The 17,379-nt window shown below is 47.6% G+C and carries 16 protein-coding genes; 2 read left to right on the top strand and 14 right to left on the bottom strand.

From position 1 onward, the window contains the following. Nucleotides 1–903: 903 nt before the first annotated feature. The gene (locus tag BN1115_RS13665; protein ID WP_011899269.1) at nucleotides 904–1,536 is read right to left on the bottom strand and encodes a tetracycline resistance transcriptional repressor TetR(E); all 633 of its coding nucleotides are present in this window, start codon (nucleotides 1,534–1,536) and stop codon (nucleotides 904–906) included. Between the two features lie 80 nt (nucleotides 1,537–1,616). Between BN1115_RS13665 and tet(E) the strand changes: the two genes are divergently transcribed. Further along, nucleotides 1,617–2,834, top strand: coding sequence for a tetracycline efflux MFS transporter Tet(E) (gene tet(E), locus BN1115_RS13660; protein ID WP_011899270.1), 1,218 nt, complete (start codon nucleotides 1,617–1,619; stop codon nucleotides 2,832–2,834). 817 nt (nucleotides 2,835–3,651) lie between these two features. After that, nucleotides 3,652–4,122 (top strand): antitoxin Xre/MbcA/ParS toxin-binding domain-containing protein, encoded by a 471-nt coding sequence (locus BN1115_RS22965; protein WP_011899271.1) that lies wholly within the window; start codon nucleotides 3,652–3,654, stop codon nucleotides 4,120–4,122. A 133-nt stretch (nucleotides 4,123–4,255) separates the two neighbouring features. Here BN1115_RS22965 and BN1115_RS13650 read toward each other — a convergent pair whose 3' ends face one another. From BN1115_RS13650 to hxsD, 13 genes are all read right to left on the bottom strand, one after another. After that, on the bottom strand, nucleotides 4,256–4,612 hold the full coding sequence (locus BN1115_RS13650; protein WP_011899272.1) for a hypothetical protein: 357 nt from the start codon (nucleotides 4,610–4,612) through the stop codon (nucleotides 4,256–4,258). Nucleotides 4,613–4,780: 168 nt separating this feature from the next. Continuing rightward, the gene (locus BN1115_RS13645) at nucleotides 4,781–5,080 is read right to left on the bottom strand and encodes a hypothetical protein (RefSeq protein WP_011899273.1); all 300 of its coding nucleotides are present in this window, start codon (nucleotides 5,078–5,080) and stop codon (nucleotides 4,781–4,783) included. A 54-nt stretch (nucleotides 5,081–5,134) separates the two neighbouring features. Continuing rightward, nucleotides 5,135–6,739: a TnsD family transposase gene (locus BN1115_RS13640; RefSeq protein WP_223945899.1), complete on the bottom strand. Its 1,605-nt coding sequence runs from the start codon at nucleotides 6,737–6,739 to the stop codon at nucleotides 5,135–5,137. Nucleotides 6,740–6,754: 15 nt separating this feature from the next. Continuing rightward, nucleotides 6,755–7,714 carry a TniQ family protein gene (locus tag BN1115_RS13635; protein ID WP_042657575.1) on the bottom strand — a complete coding sequence of 320 codons (960 nt, stop codon included), beginning with the start codon at nucleotides 7,712–7,714 and terminating at the stop codon, nucleotides 6,755–6,757. Continuing rightward, nucleotides 7,711–9,150 (bottom strand): AAA family ATPase, encoded by a 1,440-nt coding sequence (locus BN1115_RS13630; protein ID WP_011899277.1) that lies wholly within the window; start codon nucleotides 9,148–9,150, stop codon nucleotides 7,711–7,713. Before BN1115_RS13630 ends, BN1115_RS13635 begins: the two co-directional genes overlap by 4 nt. A 2-nt stretch (nucleotides 9,151–9,152) precedes the next feature. After that, nucleotides 9,153–11,336, bottom strand: coding sequence for a hypothetical protein (locus tag BN1115_RS21755; RefSeq protein ID WP_011899278.1), 2,184 nt, complete (start codon nucleotides 11,334–11,336; stop codon nucleotides 9,153–9,155). Beyond that, on the bottom strand, nucleotides 11,326–12,198 hold the full coding sequence (locus BN1115_RS13620) for a TnsA endonuclease N-terminal domain-containing protein (RefSeq protein WP_011899279.1): 873 nt from the start codon (nucleotides 12,196–12,198) through the stop codon (nucleotides 11,326–11,328). The genes BN1115_RS21755 and BN1115_RS13620 overlap by 11 nt, the downstream gene beginning before the upstream one ends. 442 nt (nucleotides 12,199–12,640) lie before the next feature. Next, a complete protein-coding gene (locus BN1115_RS13615) occupies nucleotides 12,641–12,952 on the bottom strand; it encodes a M48 metallopeptidase family protein (RefSeq protein ID WP_011899280.1) in 312 nt (103 codons plus the stop codon). 76 nt (nucleotides 12,953–13,028) lie between these two features. After that, on the bottom strand, nucleotides 13,029–13,301 hold the full coding sequence (locus BN1115_RS13610; protein WP_042657574.1) for a DUF5334 family protein: 273 nt from the start codon (nucleotides 13,299–13,301) through the stop codon (nucleotides 13,029–13,031). 41 nt (nucleotides 13,302–13,342) lie between these two features. Next, nucleotides 13,343–13,921, bottom strand: a complete 579-nt coding sequence (gene hxsA, locus BN1115_RS21750) for a His-Xaa-Ser repeat protein HxsA (protein WP_011899282.1) — start codon at nucleotides 13,919–13,921, stop codon at nucleotides 13,343–13,345. Continuing rightward, nucleotides 13,918–15,123 carry a His-Xaa-Ser system radical SAM maturase HxsC gene (gene hxsC, locus BN1115_RS13600; RefSeq protein ID WP_011899283.1) on the bottom strand — a complete coding sequence of 402 codons (1,206 nt, stop codon included), beginning with the start codon at nucleotides 15,121–15,123 and terminating at the stop codon, nucleotides 13,918–13,920. Before hxsC ends, hxsA begins: the two co-directional genes overlap by 4 nt. 3 nt (nucleotides 15,124–15,126) lie before the next feature. Further along, nucleotides 15,127–16,581 carry a His-Xaa-Ser system radical SAM maturase HxsB gene (hxsB, locus tag BN1115_RS13595; RefSeq protein WP_011899284.1) on the bottom strand — a complete coding sequence of 485 codons (1,455 nt, stop codon included), beginning with the start codon at nucleotides 16,579–16,581 and terminating at the stop codon, nucleotides 15,127–15,129. Further along, nucleotides 16,571–16,861, bottom strand: a complete 291-nt coding sequence (hxsD, locus tag BN1115_RS13590) for a His-Xaa-Ser system protein HxsD (protein ID WP_157868080.1) — start codon at nucleotides 16,859–16,861, stop codon at nucleotides 16,571–16,573. Before hxsD ends, hxsB begins: the two co-directional genes overlap by 11 nt. Nucleotides 16,862–17,379: the final 518 nt, after the last annotated feature.

Genomic DNA, 17,379 nt, shown 5'->3' with positions numbered 1-17,379 from the left:
GCTGAATTTAAAAATGCGCTAGTTGATCATGAGCTACGGGTGGTGATTGAGGAAAAAACAAAAGTAGTGAAAGATGCTTTAGTCTATGCTGCTCTGCGTGATACCGGCGTGGCATCTAATTTAGAAATGGTAATAGAATACATTCCATCATTCATTTTAATATCGAAGTGAAAACCACCCGAAAAGCCATAACAAGTCCGCAACAATGCATCTTTACTAAAAATGGGATCAATAACCAGATTCATGATAACGTTCAAGAAATATATAGTATAGGGAAATGCTATATTTTTATACCACAGCTAGAAGATAGTTAACTGAAAAGTTGGGGTTCAGTTGGAAATATCTGACCATTACTTGCGATAGCTCAATATTTAGATGTATTTCCTATGGCCAAGCATCACACATAAAGCATTGCATATTTAGTCGTTATCCCTCCCAAGTTATTTTCTATCTAGACAAATACGCAGATGATCACAACCATTTAAGTTGGAAACTGGCAGATCAAAGTATTCAATGAGTTAACGATACCAAATGTGACATTTAAGTTGGAAACTCAAAAGTAATACTACATCTGCTCCGTGAGCAAACAGGACATTTAAGTTGGAAAACAGGCTCTATTTGACGTGATGGGGAGGGTGCGAACAAATCCTTGACACGAGATCATCAGATTTTCTTAGTACCATGGATGAGAACCAACGTGAGCCATCAACTGACCTTCGCTGACTACGAGTTCAATGGCAAACACCGCCAGACCCGCAAAGAAATCCCCCTTTTGTTCGGATCTCCCTAATTTATCAAAGGCTATGCACATACACATTTTCAAGAATACTTGTCGCGTGAAAAATAAAAATCACTGGCGATAGATTTAAAATTACTACCGTTAGCACTGCCCCATAGACAGCATCATTTATTATTACCCTGGATGGACATATATTTTTCATCTAATTGTGCAGAGAATCCAACTATTAATGATTTCAGCCCGAAATGGAAGGCCGTTTCAGCAGTGGTTCTCGTCTGAACATTAAATGCCTCCTGTAATAATGGTGGCACAGCGTCCATCACTGTATTGTATTCTGTCGGGTTTGTGGCTTGCTCTTCCAATACTGCACCCAGCGTAAAATGGCTGATAGATTGCAGAATGAAAAGAGCCTCCTCGACCGAAAACCCTGCATCGCATAGACAGCGTAGTTGCGCCTCTGCTTGTTCAAACTGGGGGGGCGTAGGAGAGGTCCCTATGTGCAATCGGGCTCCATCACGATGGACCAATAATGCTTTACGGAAACTCAGAGCATTTTCCTGGAGAAACTGCTGCCAACTCTCAGTCGGTAACGGTACTGAACGGGTGTGATGCTTCGCCAGTATTGCCTCTGAAAGCATGTTCATAAGGGTCTGCTTGTTGCGCACGTGCCAATACAGAGTCGGTTGCTCAATTTTGAGGGACTGCGCCAGCTTACGCGTAGTCAGGCCCTCTAGCCCTTCTCTGTCCAGCAGGGTGAGCGCCATTGAAATTACGTCGTCCAAGCTTAGTCGTGCCATCACTATCTCCTTTCGCTGTTGACAATCTATCACTGATAGAGTTACTTTTCAAACCCTATCACCGATAGAGAGCGTTAACTATGAACCGCACTGTGATGATGGCACTGGTCATCATTTTTTTAGATGCCATAGGGATTGGCATAATTATGCCTGTCTTACCGGCGTTATTACGGGAGTTTGTTGGAAAGGCTAATGTTGCGGAGAACTACGGTGTTTTATTGGCGCTGTATGCAATGATGCAAGTGATTTTTGCCCCTCTTCTCGGCCGCTGGTCAGATCGCATAGGTCGTCGCCCTGTATTATTACTTTCACTTTTAGGTGCAACACTGGACTACGCATTAATGGCAACAGCCAGCGTAGTGTGGGTGTTGTATCTGGGACGCTTAATTGCTGGTATTACCGGTGCGACTGGAGCTGTTGCAGCCTCAACAATTGCCGATGTCACACCTGAGGAATCCAGGACACATTGGTTTGGTATGATGGGTGCCTGTTTTGGTGGCGGTATGATTGCTGGACCAGTCATTGGTGGTTTTGCAGGTCAACTTTCGGTACAGGCACCGTTTATGTTCGCTGCTGCCATTAACGGGCTGGCATTTCTGGTCTCCCTATTCATTTTACATGAGACCCATAATGCTAATCAGGTTAGTGACGAGATAAAGAATGAAACAATCAATGAAACCACATCCTCCATACGCGAGATGATCTCCCCATTATCGGGATTGCTAGTTGTCTTTTTCATCATTCAATTGATTGGCCAAATCCCTGCAACATTATGGGTTTTATTCGGAGAAGAGCGCTTCGCATGGGATGGCGTAATGGTCGGTGTTTCATTGGCTGTGTTTGGGCTTACACACGCTCTGTTTCAAGGACTTGCTGCTGGTTTTATCGCTAAACATTTGGGAGAACAGAGAGCTATCGTGGTTGGCATCTTGGCTGATGGCTGTGGCCTACTTTTATTGGCAGTCATTACGCAAAGCTGGATGGTTTGGCCAGTTGTGCTGTTACTCGCTTGTGGTGGCATAACTCTTCCCGCTTTGCAGGGAATTATATCTGTTCGTGTCGGTCAGGTAGCACAGGGACAATTGCAAGGGTTGCTGACCAGTTTGACACACCTCACGGGTGTAATCGGTCCACTTATTTTTGCATTTTTGTATAGTGCAACCCACGAATCTTGGAATGGTTGGGTGTGGATAGTTGGATGCGGATTGTATGTAGTTGCACTGACTATACTGAGGTTTTTCTATCCCGGCAGGGCAGTCCACCCGAAAAATCAGAGCAATTCACAGCCATTTCTTTAAATGGTAATGGTAACTGAATGCCCCCAATTCCTAGACGTGAAACCGACCGTTGCACAGCATCAGAAATTGTGAATGTAACACATTGGACTACTACGAGAACCTACAATGCAAGCCATATTATTTGAGTAGTATTAACGCTACTCCATAACGACTGTCGCCATACTGAAAGTATGGTAAACAGAATAAAGAACTGTCCTCCACAATTGCAAGCCACCATGCCAATCTGTCAGCGCATAATGCCCATTATGTTTAATTGCAGTGTTTGCTTAGCAAAATGGTCACTTCGCAGCCAAATAGTAAATTAGCGCCAGTTTTACACCCTCAGCCGAAGCTAGTCTGGGCCTGATTAGCGTGAAAGTTTATGACAAATCGCTGGTGAGTTTGACTCAGCGAGGAGGCCACTCTGATTTACTCCAAGAAAAGCCATCAAGCGGGTATTTTGATCGGTTTAACTCAATGACCCACCCGCTACCGGCAGACGCGAACGCCAGTTGATAGCCCTGCTCGGGCGAGATGCCAGACGGCAAAGCGGAGACTGAGCGAAAGCTTTCGTCATCAGATGACACCTCTCACCGGTTGACACACGCCTGCGTTGCCGATGCCAGAACCTAATCGGCTCAAAAAGGCCTAGATAATGAGCCGATTAACGTCACTAATCGGCTCATCGCCAAATCAGGTCCTGATTCGTCACAAAAGCGCCAACGCTTTCGTCGACGGCCAACGAAGTGCGCCAAACTAGGTGAGATCCCAATGAACTCTTGAGTGATGGATTACATTGGGCCCGACAACGTTCACGACCATCATCAACAGAGCCCATATGGAGACAACTGGCTACATGAATCGTGCTAACCACGCTCTCACCGCTAGCAGTTCATCTGTGACCGATGTTCTTGCATCCCTCGATATGCCTCGCAATAGGCTGGCGGCTCATCAGCACATTGTTGCCGGAGTCTCCCCTGAGGTCGTCATCAAGTTGGTTGCCCTGCTAGGGTCGGACACTCGTACTGTTTGTGCGATGATCGGCATTCACCGTGATGAGTTGAGTCGCCAAATCAGGCGGGGAGTTCACCTATCTCCCGCTCAGGGAGATCGCCTCTACTGGGTTGTACTAGCGCTGGAGGCTGTCATATCCCTGTACAACGGCGATATTACCAAGTCATTACGATGGCTCACTCGACCAGCCTGGGGATTTGGGGGTGAAAGGCCCGCTGAGGTGCTCACCTCACCGATGGGCGCTCAGGCGGTTATCGACCTTGCAGGAGGAATTGAACACGGCGTCCCTTATTGATTCACCCGTACATGTCATCGTTTATACCAGAACGACCCCTTTCAACCGCTTGCAGCGTGTCGAATCGCCCGCTTAAGCCCAAACGAATCCATTAACATGAATGGCCAGTATTTCCGAAGCTATTTTGACGCAATCAAAACTCAAGGTGACGAAGCTCTTCGTAGTCAAACTGCCCATCCCTGAGGAGATGAATGATGACCTCGCCTTGATCTAGTTCAAGCGCATTTAACATGTTCTCAAGGACCCCGCAGGTATAAAAAGTCATGCCATTTTCCCCATCAAATGGCAGCCAGTAATCATTACCAGATGACTGTTTCCATACTAGAAAGTCACCCTGTCTTGCTATCGTTGATAGGGTTCCAGTTCCGCTGGAAAGTCGCCATCTGTCATCTTGTCGCCAAGATGCAAATATTTTGAATACGCCAACTCGCTCCTCCTTTTCATCTGGTGGGATACGCAATACCACCCACCCCTCTGGTGTAACTTTCATACCACGGCTCCTTTCATAGCGCAGGATAAATTAGGTTCTTGGACAACCTGCTGTGACGGGCAGAATGCAATTATTCCCATGCAACACGAGAGTATCTGTTGTCTGATTGCCGTTGGGCGCAGGCTGGCACGCTCCTGCGTGAGCCGACGGGTCTCAATCGCTTCATCGTTAGATAAGCTCCTGATTTCCTTCAACTCGCCCAAAGTGGTCCGGATCGGCGGGTTGATAGTCTTCCGCGAACAGGTTTTGCAACCGATGAGCCTGCCTCAGGTTTGCCAACGCTTCGAAAAAACAGGTTTCGCAAAGATGCACCTGATATTGCGCACCATCGTGCTGCGAACCATACCCCCAGCGCGCTGCCAGCGTGCCGAACTCCTGCGTACCAATGGTGGTTGTCGTGCTACTGCCACAGACATCGCAGAGAATATCGACGACCTGCGTGGTGGGGACGATGGCTTCGACTTTCATGGCAATACTCCTCGTGTTGACCCCTGACAGCCGTGCCTATATCGACGGCAACCATCAGGGTTTGGCATGCTGGGCTGCGTAAGCAGCGACAAGTCGCACAGCCAGCGCATAGCTGAGCGGTAATCTAGCTTTGTATTTCCTGAGCCAATCCGGTTTGCCAAGCGCACGCTCCAGGGCTGACAATGATCTTGCCTGTGCGGCCAGCTGCCCAAGTCGTGCAGCCAGTTCCAGATCCCGTTGTGCCCAATCCACGCTGGGATGGTGAACAGCCCGTTTGGGAGCGGGCAACTGCTGATACAGCCAGACGCGATCATGCTGATAGAGCCAGCTGAATGCCGTTCGGCACGCCTGCTCGATGACACCGCGACTGGCATGGACATGCTGTGCCAGATATGTCGTCAATGTATCGCGGTGCTCACGCAGCTTGCGCACTCTGCCCAAATGCCGCCGCCAATCAGACAACCCCTGATGGCTCTGAATGATGGCTTCGACCGCACCGACTGAGACGCCATGGCAATGGGCGATCTGCTGTCGGCTTACCCCCATGAACGCCTGCCGCCATATCCCCTGCGCCACTGCCGCAGTGATGCGCTGGATTCGGTGTTCGACGGGGTGGTTGTGTCGCAACGCGAGTTGCTTGATATAACCGACACTGTAACCGGTGTGGCGGGCGATCTGGCGCATGGAGAGCGGCTCTGCCAACCACCTTAGCACTGCTCGCTCGGCGGCTTGCGCGTCACGCGCTGGCGGCACAGGCAACACCTGCTGCGCCTCGATGGAGAAGAACTCCGCTGGGCTGCGACTCACAAACGCCATCAGCATCACATGTTTCAGGTAGTGGTGACTGCGGTCACCGTGCACCAGCCCCGAGACGTATCGATAGTTGGCCAGTCCCGGCGGCACTATCGGCGTTATATCGGCAAACAACCCCTGCCAGAACTCCGTCATGGCCTGCAACAGGGCCTGGCTGCGCAGATGGCCTCGGGCCGTCAGATAGCCCTGTTGCCCGAGCCATCGCTGGTACAGCTCCGCTAGCGACTCCGTTGGTGACTGGACGCACAGATGCCGATGCAGAGCGGTGATATATGCAGAGAGATAGATTTCATGTGCGGATGGTCGTGATGGTTCACAGGGTATCGCGGGATCCGGCAGGAACAATCGGCGGTCGATGCCGCCTGCACCGGCCACCAGGGTATGCAGACGCAGCTGGTGCGTTTCACAGGCGGTGACCCCGTACAGTTGGTGCGCCGTATGCCAGTAGCCGCAACCCACGACCTGTTCATCCCCCCGCAGGCAGGCGGGACACCATTTAAGGCAGACACCGCCAAAATGTAGTTTGCTGGCGGCCTGCCCTGACAGGGCGATGATCCCCCTCCCCTCACCCAGCATGGCGGCCGCTAGGGCGTGGACTTGGGATTGCTCGTCCAGCGCGAAGGCATAGAGCGGGAAGCCCGTGCCATAGTGCAGCAGGTATTGCGGATCCACTCCAGCAGCCTGGGCAGTAACCTCAATATGGCCTGGCAATACCGGATGCAACCGAATGGCAGGACGATGGAACAATCGTTCACAGAAGCGGTTTCGGTCACTGTAGGCAGAATGTACGAAACACTGGCTAACCCAGCTGTAGGCTGATTCGCCAGGAATATAGGTTGGGCTCACTGAGGTCAACACCGCTCACCCCTCAGATCCCAGGAGCCCTACCAGATCGATACCTGCATGCTGCAATAGCAGAAGGTGGGCCAGAGGATGCAACGGATCTCGGGCTGACTGCTCATGATAGCCCCGTGCATTACGCAGTTGGGGGGGTAACTGCCAGCCCTGACCGATCCGTCCAGAGTTGATGAAATACGCAGCCAATGTCTGGGGATCGCTCTGCGCATCCATCTGCTTGAACCACATATTGATCGCTTTAATACTCTTGACCGTGCGCATCGCCTCGCCCGATATCCCCATCGAATCACTCACCAACTGGGTCAGCGAGCGTAGGGTAAGTGCGCTGGCGGAATGGGCCAATACCAGCGACGCTAACTCGATCTCGCGCATCGGCTCGGTAAAATGACCATCATATCCCCCCACCCAGTGGCCGCACTGTGAGCAGAGGTTATCGTAGGGAGGGATGGGTTGTTCCGACAACAGCGTGGCGGTAAAACCACAGCCTGCGCAGCACCCGGACAAGCCGAGTTGATGTCGATGACAATGAAACACCCCTGGCAACTGATGATCCCGGTGGTAATACGGCATGCCATGGATCTCGTGATCTTCTGCGATACAGCCTGCGCACCAGCGCCAGTGTCGGTGCTGTATATTATGTTGGCCGGTCACCCTCAGCCGGAGCGGCGTATGACCCGCCAACGCTGCCACCACGCTCCCTTGCTCGTGCGGAGTCAGGAAGGGGGCTAAATAATTGCCGACAGAGTGATCCTGCCACGCACGTTGAACGTCTCGTGCCCGAAACTGGGTATCGAGGGTAGGATCGTCGGGGTGACATAAACGGTGAGGGCGGATTTGTGGGCTGCTCAGCCCCAACGCCCGGGCCGTTGCTGTAAACGTTCCGTGCGTGCTCAACACATGCATCCGGCCTACCACCGCCCCCAGATGTTCGCCCGGTAGCAACTCCAATCGATGCAGGATCATTTCGGCTTACCTGTATCCAGGTGATACCCAAGCTGGCCTAACAATAATTCCGGCGATAACTGTTCCAATGTTTTCTGTTGTTTTACATCTATTTTCTGCGACTTATTGCTGAGCTTAACATCACCTTGCAGCAGATGAGTTCCAGACTGTGGTTGCACCTGCTGAGCGACCTCATGACCACTCGCCACCGATTCCAGTATGAGCATCGGTGAGAGATCCTCAAATTGGTAATAGGCACCATTACGCAATGCGGTCAGCGCAGGATTGAGTATTCTAAAATCGCGATTAAAGCAGCGATCCAATGCAGCTATCGAGAGATCTTGATCTTGAGGTTTCAAATGGGTCAGATACGAAAGCGTGACCCGCACTAGGCTAGTCGCAATAGCTGGAATACCTGCGCTTAAATAATGAATGTGCTGGCGCAACACGTCTTCCGAGGTTGTCTGGTTTTTCAGCAATCTAGTCTGGCAGATCAGGCGAATAAAGCGGTGCCAAAATGAGCTTTCGAGGTCACAACTCACCAATTGCATAGAACCATTTTTGGTCGCTCGGCGAGTGAGCGTCATCTCGCTTTCAAATAATTTCATCGTGGCCAGCGTCCCGACAAACATCAGTGGTATACCAACTCGATTGAATAATTCCTCCAGAAATTTCATGGTGGTTTTTTCGTTGTTGCTGATCACCTCACTCTTGGCCGACTTGGCCAGATTCTGTGCTTCGTCGAGGATCAACAAACCAACCCCATGGCTGATAAACGCCTTTTGCACCACCGAAATCAATTCATTGACAGATCTACCTCGATGCGCATGACTGTAATCCTCGCCAGTGACTGCATCCAGCGATTCCAACAAGTTCAGTAGTAATGCCTTTTGGCCACGGCGATCATGTACCTCGATATACAGATAGGTCACCTGTATTCTGTTAATAACAAACTCGTTGCCATGGTGATCCGTATAATCACCATGCTCTATCGTCTGTGGGATCTGCCTGCAAATCTGCTTTACCATCGTGGACTTTCCACGTCCACTCAGTCCCAGCAGTAACAGGCTGTATTGAACCGACAACTCCAGTTCCAATACATGTGCAGCCTTCCACGGTTCAGCCTTATCACGATCAATCGCAGCTAATATCCGACGTACATCAGCCCCAACTGGGTTGCGTCGAACATACCCGGCCTCGATCATCCGTCGCATCTGGTCGTATAAACGGTACGCCTCATCTGGAGATGTATAAACCGCCGCCAGTTGGTCAATGGCAGTACGGATAAAATATGAATGTAGCGATTCATCTACCCCGCTAAGATCTAATTCATAGTGAAAAGGAATCTCACAGTTCGCATAAAACTGTGCCGAAGAGAGTGGCATACCTAACCCCTCAATATAGGGATTACCACGATAACTCACATTGGGGTGTGCAAAATATTTCGGTTCCGCCATGGTTACTTTTCCTGAACTGTGAATATTGTTGGATCAGTGAGATCTTGCTGGCCTATCGCCGATAATGGTCGAGGATTTGTATCTAGCTGAGCGACAGGAACCAATTCGGCAACAATGGACTGCCCCTCCCGATGTCGTTGCATGGCAGCATCTATCATTTTGCGATCTTTCATGCCGCCTTGAATGCTTTTGGCATTGCTTTTTATATGCCGCCTGATACTGGCCTGTATTTGTTTATCCTGTTTATCGAACTTTTGTACAAGTGCGACTCGCTCACTGAACTCGCGCTCCTTCATATTTGCGAGACGTTCCTTAGTGATTTCCTGCTGTCGCATGACATTCTCCCAATTATGATTTTTATAGGCCTCACTCCGGTCATTAATATCCAACTGGATAACATCGCCCAATACCGCATCTTTAAGCCATATATAATTGGTGGTGACATCTGAGTAGCGAATTTTAATCTTAAACCTACCAAGATTCCTGGCTTTATCCAGATAGTTCCTACGAACAATTTCATTGCAACTATAGTACAAGCCTCTAAAATAAATGCCCTGTGACATAACCGTTGCCTCAGCCTCGGGCAATAATGCAAAACGCAGCTTATCTGCGGACACTCTGGAACCTATGACAGCTTGCTTTAGCCCCCAATTCCAGACATCACGAGGAGTAAAACCAACACCATCTCGTGACATTTCAAAGTTTTGAGAATTAATACTAGCGCGATTATTATTCAAAAAGAGAATAGTATTTATCAAGCGGTTCATAAAGTCGCTGTAACTATACAATGGTTTACGAGACGGATGTTGGTCCTCTTTTTTCGGCACTTTCATCACTTTTCCTGCATGAGGTGGTATTGCCATTTCTTGCAGTAAATGGAAGCTTTTTTCGACCGTGCCTTTCATATCGCCACGGTGGAGTGCATTTAAATTTGCGGCCTTGATGCCGATTTGGCCTTGCAATATTGCAGTAATATTGTTATCCGAATTTTCAGATCCCCGATCCATCGTTAACTCACGACATACTTCTTGGCAGGGCCATTCAGACTCCTTTATATCAACGCCATACTCCCGACAGAAATCAATTTTATTACTCATGGCATTAAAAAGAGCCTGACTGGCACCATGCCAGCAGGGATTGCCAAATCCCACATGAATTCCAACAATCATGGTACTATACGTATCAACAACCAAATATATTGTAGGTCGTCCAATACTCACTAATTCATCTTGTGAATATTCATCACGAATATAAATGTCGGCAATGGTACTATCTATTTCATACCGATAAGTTGGTCCGCGCAGCCCTTTTTTAGCCACACCAGGTTTAGCCGCATGATCTCGCGCATAATTAATGCTACCAACTCGCTTTTTGATAAATGTTAGTTTATCGATACATTTCATTAATTGTCGTTTGAATGAACGGGGAGAAATCAAGTGATCTTTTGGAAGTAATACTTTCACTGATTCTGATACTTCACCATCTCCAACACTTTTTGGACTCAATTCGACAGATGCATAGGTCATACAATAGTCTAAATATAATTTAGAGAGAACGACTTCCTCTCCAGAGCGAATCGACTTTGAGAATAAATCAATGTTTTTAATGTCCTGCTGGGTAATACCTCGATAAGGATTGCCGTAATTAGTTTCACGTCCTCTTTTTGAGGCCAGACAGATTTTCCCATCGTCCAACTTAATAGTTTTAGTTGGTAGTTGATGATTCAAACCACACTCGTAATATCGTGGCAATAGTGAATTTTTCATCCCTCCACATTTGAAATAGCGATTCAAACAACTGCTTACATATTTTTTACTACGACCTGACTGAATTATGAGTTGTTTCAATATGCCGTTTGATTCACCATATAGATAACGATGTTTAAGATCTGGATCTACTATCAGTGGTTTGATAGTAGCAAGACATTGATCTCTTTTATCAATCCATCTAGGATCAAAAGCTGAATCTGGTTGATAGAATATCTCTGGAAAATCATGATCTGCAATAGAAACCCTAGCAGAATTTATATCAGACTCGACATGTTCCAAAGAAATAAAAAATGGGCGCTTAGGTGAGTCAGTCAACAAATCTGATACAGCTATTAACCTGTTATCCAGACAGATATCAACAATAAGCAACTCGGATTTATTTTTTGTGTTAGATACAATTTTTTGGTTAATTCTCATGAGACCCTCGCAATGCGGGAAGAGGGTGGTATAACTCAATACGCTGTGTCAAATCCATATCAATACGACCGGTATATACTGCATGTTGGAATAAGCAAACAGCATGCCTCTCATCAATGTTCATCTCTTGAGCGACCAGCAAGGCTAACATCCTAAGTGTGGATAAGGGTGCCATAATCATGTGATTTTTAAATTTTAAAACTACATGATCATAAAGATCTGCTGAAACTTGGAGAAGATTTTTTGAATCAAAACACTCCCGCAAGAACTCTACATTGTAGATAAATGTAGCATCAAAATCTTTCTCAGTTACCATCACAAAATCGATATTTTCAGCACGCCAATATTCAAGGGCAATTTTCTCTTTTGCTCGTGTTCGATTAACGACTCGAGGATTGGTGATGGCAGGATCCAGAGCATCGGAATATTTATAGCTGTACGCTGTCAATCGCGCGTTGCCACTATCGGATTGCCTCAACACTAAAAAATCCTGAGTCATGGTTTTGGCTGGAATACGACCACCATGATTGCCCCTCTCTTTGTAATTACCTGGATGGACAATGTTCAGAGAGGCAGCAATTTCTAGAGTTTTATGCAGGGGCAGCGGGTACTGCTCCAGAATATCGATAACCGTTGGGTCATGTTCGAAGTAAAAAAATGGGCGTCGCTCACCACGGCTGAGCAGATGATGCTCACGTTTGGTCTTGTGACTATACACAATCTGACCCTGCCCATGGGTATGGGACTGTCGCACTGTGACCCAGGGCCGATACCCCCAAGCCTGGATGTCTCGGTTGTATCGCTCCGTTTTGGCGATTTCCGCATCTGTGATAATTGGCTGCTTAACCATCTTTTGTTTCATGACCGCTCCTATCTGACTTGCATACAACCTAGTCAGCAGGCAGGGGATCGTCAACAACAAGAATGAACGTAAGATGTTGTTTTATCTTATTTATTTTTATAAATATTAACTGATGATGCTGCTGTGGTGAAAACTCCACACGTATTGAATTTTTATATTTCCCCTTTAAAAACAAAAACTTACCTATATGCGCATAAATACACACAACAGTGCATATTTATTTTTATAAATAATAAGTACAAGTTTTTTATTCCAATTTAGATATAAGAGGACAACTGATATAGAGCATGATTCTGAGGCTATCGATTGTTCTGCACAGAAAAAATGGCCTTTTCGGCCATGAGAGGGATCCTTTGAGGATCAGTAGAAGGCATCAGTACCAAAGAAACAGCCCGGCAAGGGTAACCTGCCGGGCTGTGGGAGTGACTGACGATCAGATAACTCACGCCAACAATCGAGCCGCCATCCCATCCAATCGCTCTTTTGTCTTTTCCCAGCCTGGCATCACTTGGCTCATCAGCCGAAACGACTCGCTGTGGTTGTGCTCGGCAATGTAGCAGAGCTCGTGCAGGATGACGTAATCGATACACTCGCGAGACGCTTTGACGAGGTGTGGGTTAAGCGTGATCCGGCCATGGGGGGAACAGCGCCCCCACAGGGGGATGATGCGAATAAGCCACCAAACACAATGCCATGCCTTTATAACAAGTTGAATTTTAAGGACTAAAAATTTCAATTTTATTGTAGAGGACACTTATTCGCACCCTCCTTAGCTGGTCAGGGCACGGTGCTCAACCGATTAGAGGTATTACCCAAGTGAAACTGCGAAGTCATTCCATTTCAAATGTCCGATATTCACCTGATTCATGATCATATACTTCTACCTCTGCACCACTACCACTAGACTCTACGCTCTCAACATCCGCTGAACGATACTCTCCATAATCATGGTCATAATATTCAATTTCCTCCCCAGCTCTTACTAAATTACCGCTTTCAATCTCAATGTCACTCCCAGAATCATTGTCAACACCTTCCCATGCATAAATATTAGAAGACATTATTGCAGCAAAGAAAGCTAGAGTGATTGTTATTTTTTTCATCTGTAATCCTTTTTAAATTAAGTTAAGAATGCCCGGATGACTCACTGAATTTGAATACCCAAACTTGTGAGTAAGGAGGTCGTCAGTGTTCCCGTACTACTTAACCTGTTATCACTCTGATAGCGTTTTATCTGGGCGCGGGTTTTCGGGCCAATCTTGCCATCGATAATACCTACATCATAGCCTTTGGTGAACAGTGCTAATTGCACCCGCATGACCAGATCCATCATGGCGCTATCATTGGCTGTCAGCCGTCTGGCTGGTGAAGTGACTTCGAGAGGGGCCTGCAAGCTTTGGTTAAGGCTGTTTACACTGCTGCCATATGCTCGCGAAGGCACAGCGACAGGGGCCGAATAGGTCGAGGTGCCGTAGCCTGAGTAGTGAGAACGATGACTGGAGTGCGAGCGATGTGAACTGTGCGAGCGATGTGAACGGTGGCCTGCATAGAGGTTGTTCACATCCATGTTCAACGAGGCTTCCATGTTGGGCAAGTTGTCTAAGTTCAACTGATTGAAGGCGTCATCGGAGAGATGCGCTTCGCTAGCCGTGACCCCATGCCCACTTAGCACACCCAGACCCAGTACACCCCAACGCTGCAACGTGGACATTAGTTTTTTCATAACAAATTTATTACTCCAATATAAGAGTCATCATCAACACTACATAATGATTTAGTTAAAACACCCGACTTGTGATCAAGGTTCGACGCAAAGAAGCCACAGCAGACTGCCTTCGAAGCACAATCGTCACAACCTTGCGGGAATCCATTTTTCCAGTCGGAAATACTTTGCGCGGCAAAATCGCGCAAACTCAGCGGCAAGTGACAATGCGGAATATTGTAAAGGCAGTACTGCACATTATTCATTTTCAGGGTATTCATGGCAGAGCTTAACGCGGGCAAATGCTCAGCAATGGGAGAGTACACCGTAGCGTAATTTTGCTTGGCAAAGCCCGTAAATTCGATCCCCATAAGGGCAACAAAAGAGACAAACGATAAATTTCTGACAATAAACTCACACAGCGCTTCGATATTTCTGAGTACATCTTTCGTCAAGACGATCCGCAGTTCGATGGACTGTTCAATCGTTTTTAGGTGATAGAGGCCGTTGATGGTCTGATTGAATGCCCCGCGAGACTGCACATGGTAATCGTGATCGCGGGCCATTGCCCCATACAATGGGACACCCCATAGCACCCGCTCATGCCCAATCTGCTGAATCTCATCGATCAGCTCCCTATTACTCAGGTTTTTTCCATTGGTCAAAATATGAAGCTGGGTTTGCGGCAATTTCTGGTGGCAATGGGTCAGAATTTTCAAAAAATCCGCCCCTAACGTCGTCGGTTCACCGCCGCTGATCCCCAAAGTGCGCGGCTCATCGTCCAACAAATCAATGATGTCCAGTGCATCATTCACCCGCCACGCGTCATCCACATTTTTCGGCGGCTGCGAGCACATGATGCAGAAGTTATCGCACCGCTCTGTCAAGAACAGTGAGTTGGAGTCACTGCGCTGCTTGTAGGCGATATACACGGCATCCGTTAACGTCACAATGATGTCGCCATCGTCAAGGCGCTCACCTTCCTCGGTGACGTGAATGATTTGACCGTCAAAAAGCGGGGTTGCATGGTCATAAATGACAATAGCCCCCCACTTGATGGAAAGCAGGGCTTCGCCTCTATATTGCCCGTCGGGGTAGATCAGGCATAACTCGTCCGGTGATCTTCCTGTGGCGATGTAGCTATCAACTGTCGTTACCCGCAACGGGCGGCGAGTTGTAGAGGGATAATGAATGACCGCTCTTAATTTCAGTTTGAAGCTCATCGCTCACTTACCCCTTGTGACCCATGAAGTGAATACATCCTTGTTCTCTTCAAGGAGGCTGAACAAGTGGCGATACAACGGTTTCTGCTTATTGCAGAAGTCATTCTTAGCCCTGTGTCCACCCAAGTCGCCAGTACGGGAATAGTTCTGGATGGGGTTGGCACCACAGTAGGGTAAATAGGCGCAATAGGCGCAAGCCGGAAGGGATTCGGCCACCCCGCTCATCAATATCTCACCCATCACATCCGACGAAATCAGCTCCACATAGGGCGCCTCTACTGAGCCCAAACAGAATTTGTTATCGCCCATGTCATAGAGCATTCGGGCTTCATCGGACGGGTATACATAGCTGTTGTAGTGATAGACCAGCACCCCGGTGCCATCGCCACAGGGCGAGCGCAGATCCACATAGCCCACCGCACGTCCGGTCAGCATGTTGTTCAGTGCCAAGGACGCCGTGACTTCATCTAGGTAGTAGCCTGCTTTATTGATATCGATGATGTATTGCAGGCTCTTTTGATAAAACGCGAAATACTCGGCAGAGGTATAGCTGACCTTGCTTTCCCTTTTGACGGCAAAGCCATACATGTTGAGCGGCCGCAAGAATATCGAATGGAAGCCATGCTTCACATACTCATCTACGATCTCCTGGTGAAAAGGTAGACTGTCTTTGGTGATGGTGGTCATGGCGGCGATGGCCTCATCGCCAATGGCCTCTCTCACCTTTCGAATACCCGCAAGGGTACTTTGATAGCTATTACCACATGAGGATGGCCGATTTTTGTTGTGTAGCGCTTCTGGGCCATCCAGCGACGTTGAGATCTGAATACTGTGGAGCTTGATAAAATCCAGCATCTCATCGGTAATGTATTGCAGGCTAGTGGCAATGACAAACACGAGGCTCTTGCCATGCACACTGTTTTTTTCGTGAGCGTAGTCCACGATAAATTTAATTAAATCGAAGGCGAGCAAAGGCTCACCTCCCTGAAACTCAATGGTGATGCGCTGGTTGGGTGATTCGAACACCCGATCTACCGCATTTCTGGCCGTCTCTTGTGACATGTCGTGCTGTGACGATGTCACTGATTTGCGGCTCGCCTGACAATACTCGCAAGAATTTCCACAACGCAATGTGATCACAAAGATATGCAGTCCCGGCCCGCCACTGAGGAAAGATTTGCGCTGCCTGTATTTGGCTGATAAACAGCGCAGTGCATACGAATCCTCAGAACCTGCCAAGAAACTCTTTCGTTTTAACTCTTGATATAACTCAGTGTCAGTTGGCAGTTCGCCAGCCACCAATTCTTGCAATTCTCGATCCTGAATAAATGAAAATTCACCAACTGCATTGACGATGAGTACTTCATCTTGACTCAAGCGTTCAAAGTTAAAAGGAAACAGTGTATAGTCTTTATCTTTGTCAGCAAAATAGGCTTTATTCTTAAATTTATTTCGCATCAACCGGTTCGCTCCATGCTTCACGCAGCGCAGCACACACCAACGCCTCTTTCACTACCTTCGTTTTTTCCTCAATCACTACCCGCAACTCGTGGTCAATCAGCGCATTTTTAAATTCAGCCTCAAAGTCGCTGGCTATCGGAGTGGTATCCAATGCCGCAACAGTAATGAAATACATTCCACTTTTCATTTGAATTTCGAAATTAAAATTACCTGCAAACCCGTAACAAGTTCGCAATATGGCATCTTTACTGAAAAAAGGGTCGATAATTACGATCATGATTACACTCAGGAAATACATATGAGGAAAACAAAGAACTCTTCAACTATACCAAAAATGAGGTATCGAAGTGAATTTTCAAGTTAGGATTTTTTAGATTATCTAAGCTATGCTTGCGTTAGCTCAATGTTTAGGTGCAATGCCCACGACGGAACATCGCATACTTAGTGTTGTGAATGGCTGATGTTGTTACCATTATGTGTTGGTGAGTTGCTTTACCCCTTCATGTGCCTATCGTTGGCCCTCCTTCGGTACCCAGATTATCCTTTGGCACCATGCCGGTGCTTAGCCCGATAGGGAAATTTGAGTAATAACGCAAACTTTTGTATAAAGTATACCGCGCCCTTGATATATGAATGCTACTGATCTACTAACGACGGTCTAATAAATTCTTAATTTGTAATTTAATTACGTTTTATCAAACCAAGCATAAAAAAGGCCCTGCTATTGCAGGGCCTTTTAGTTTCCAACTTAAATGGTCGGTTTCCAACTTCAATGTCACGGTATCCAACTTAAAT

It is taken from the genome of Aeromonas allosaccharophila, assembly GCF_000819685.1.
GTDB classification, from domain to species: domain Bacteria; phylum Pseudomonadota; class Gammaproteobacteria; order Enterobacterales; family Aeromonadaceae; genus Aeromonas; species Aeromonas allosaccharophila.
The sequence above is the reverse complement of the archived record's forward strand: the minus strand, read 5'-3'. Positions and strand labels throughout refer to the sequence as shown.

Excerpts from the sequence above, each read along its gene's own strand:
- BN1115_RS21755 (WP_011899278.1), bottom strand. The coding sequence starts at position 11,336 with ATGAGAATTAACCAAAAAATTGTATCTAACACAAAAAATAAATCCGAG.
- hxsA (WP_011899282.1), bottom strand. The coding sequence starts at position 13,921 with ATGAAAAAACTAATGTCCACGTTGCAGCGTTGGGGTGTACTGGGTCTG.
- hxsB (WP_011899284.1), bottom strand. The coding sequence starts at position 16,581 with ATGCGAAATAAATTTAAGAATAAAGCCTATTTTGCTGACAAAGATAAA.
- BN1115_RS22965 (WP_011899271.1), top strand. The coding sequence starts at position 3,652 with ATGGAGACAACTGGCTACATGAATCGTGCTAACCACGCTCTCACCGCT.
- BN1115_RS13665 (WP_011899269.1), bottom strand. The coding sequence starts at position 1,536 with ATGGCACGACTAAGCTTGGACGACGTAATTTCAATGGCGCTCACCCTG.
- BN1115_RS13610 (WP_042657574.1), bottom strand. The coding sequence starts at position 13,301 with ATGAAAAAAATAACAATCACTCTAGCTTTCTTTGCTGCAATAATGTCT.
- BN1115_RS13620 (WP_011899279.1), bottom strand. The coding sequence starts at position 12,198 with ATGAAACAAAAGATGGTTAAGCAGCCAATTATCACAGATGCGGAAATC.
- BN1115_RS13635 (WP_042657575.1), bottom strand. The coding sequence starts at position 7,714 with ATGATCCTGCATCGATTGGAGTTGCTACCGGGCGAACATCTGGGGGCG.
- hxsD (WP_157868080.1), bottom strand. The coding sequence starts at position 16,861 with ATGATCGTAATTATCGACCCTTTTTTCAGTAAAGATGCCATATTGCGA.
- BN1115_RS13630 (WP_011899277.1), bottom strand. The coding sequence starts at position 9,150 with ATGGCGGAACCGAAATATTTTGCACACCCCAATGTGAGTTATCGTGGT.
- BN1115_RS13650 (WP_011899272.1), bottom strand. The coding sequence starts at position 4,612 with ATGAAAGTTACACCAGAGGGGTGGGTGGTATTGCGTATCCCACCAGAT.
- BN1115_RS13645 (WP_011899273.1), bottom strand. The coding sequence starts at position 5,080 with ATGAAAGTCGAAGCCATCGTCCCCACCACGCAGGTCGTCGATATTCTC.
- hxsC (WP_011899283.1), bottom strand. The coding sequence starts at position 15,123 with ATGAGCTTCAAACTGAAATTAAGAGCGGTCATTCATTATCCCTCTACA.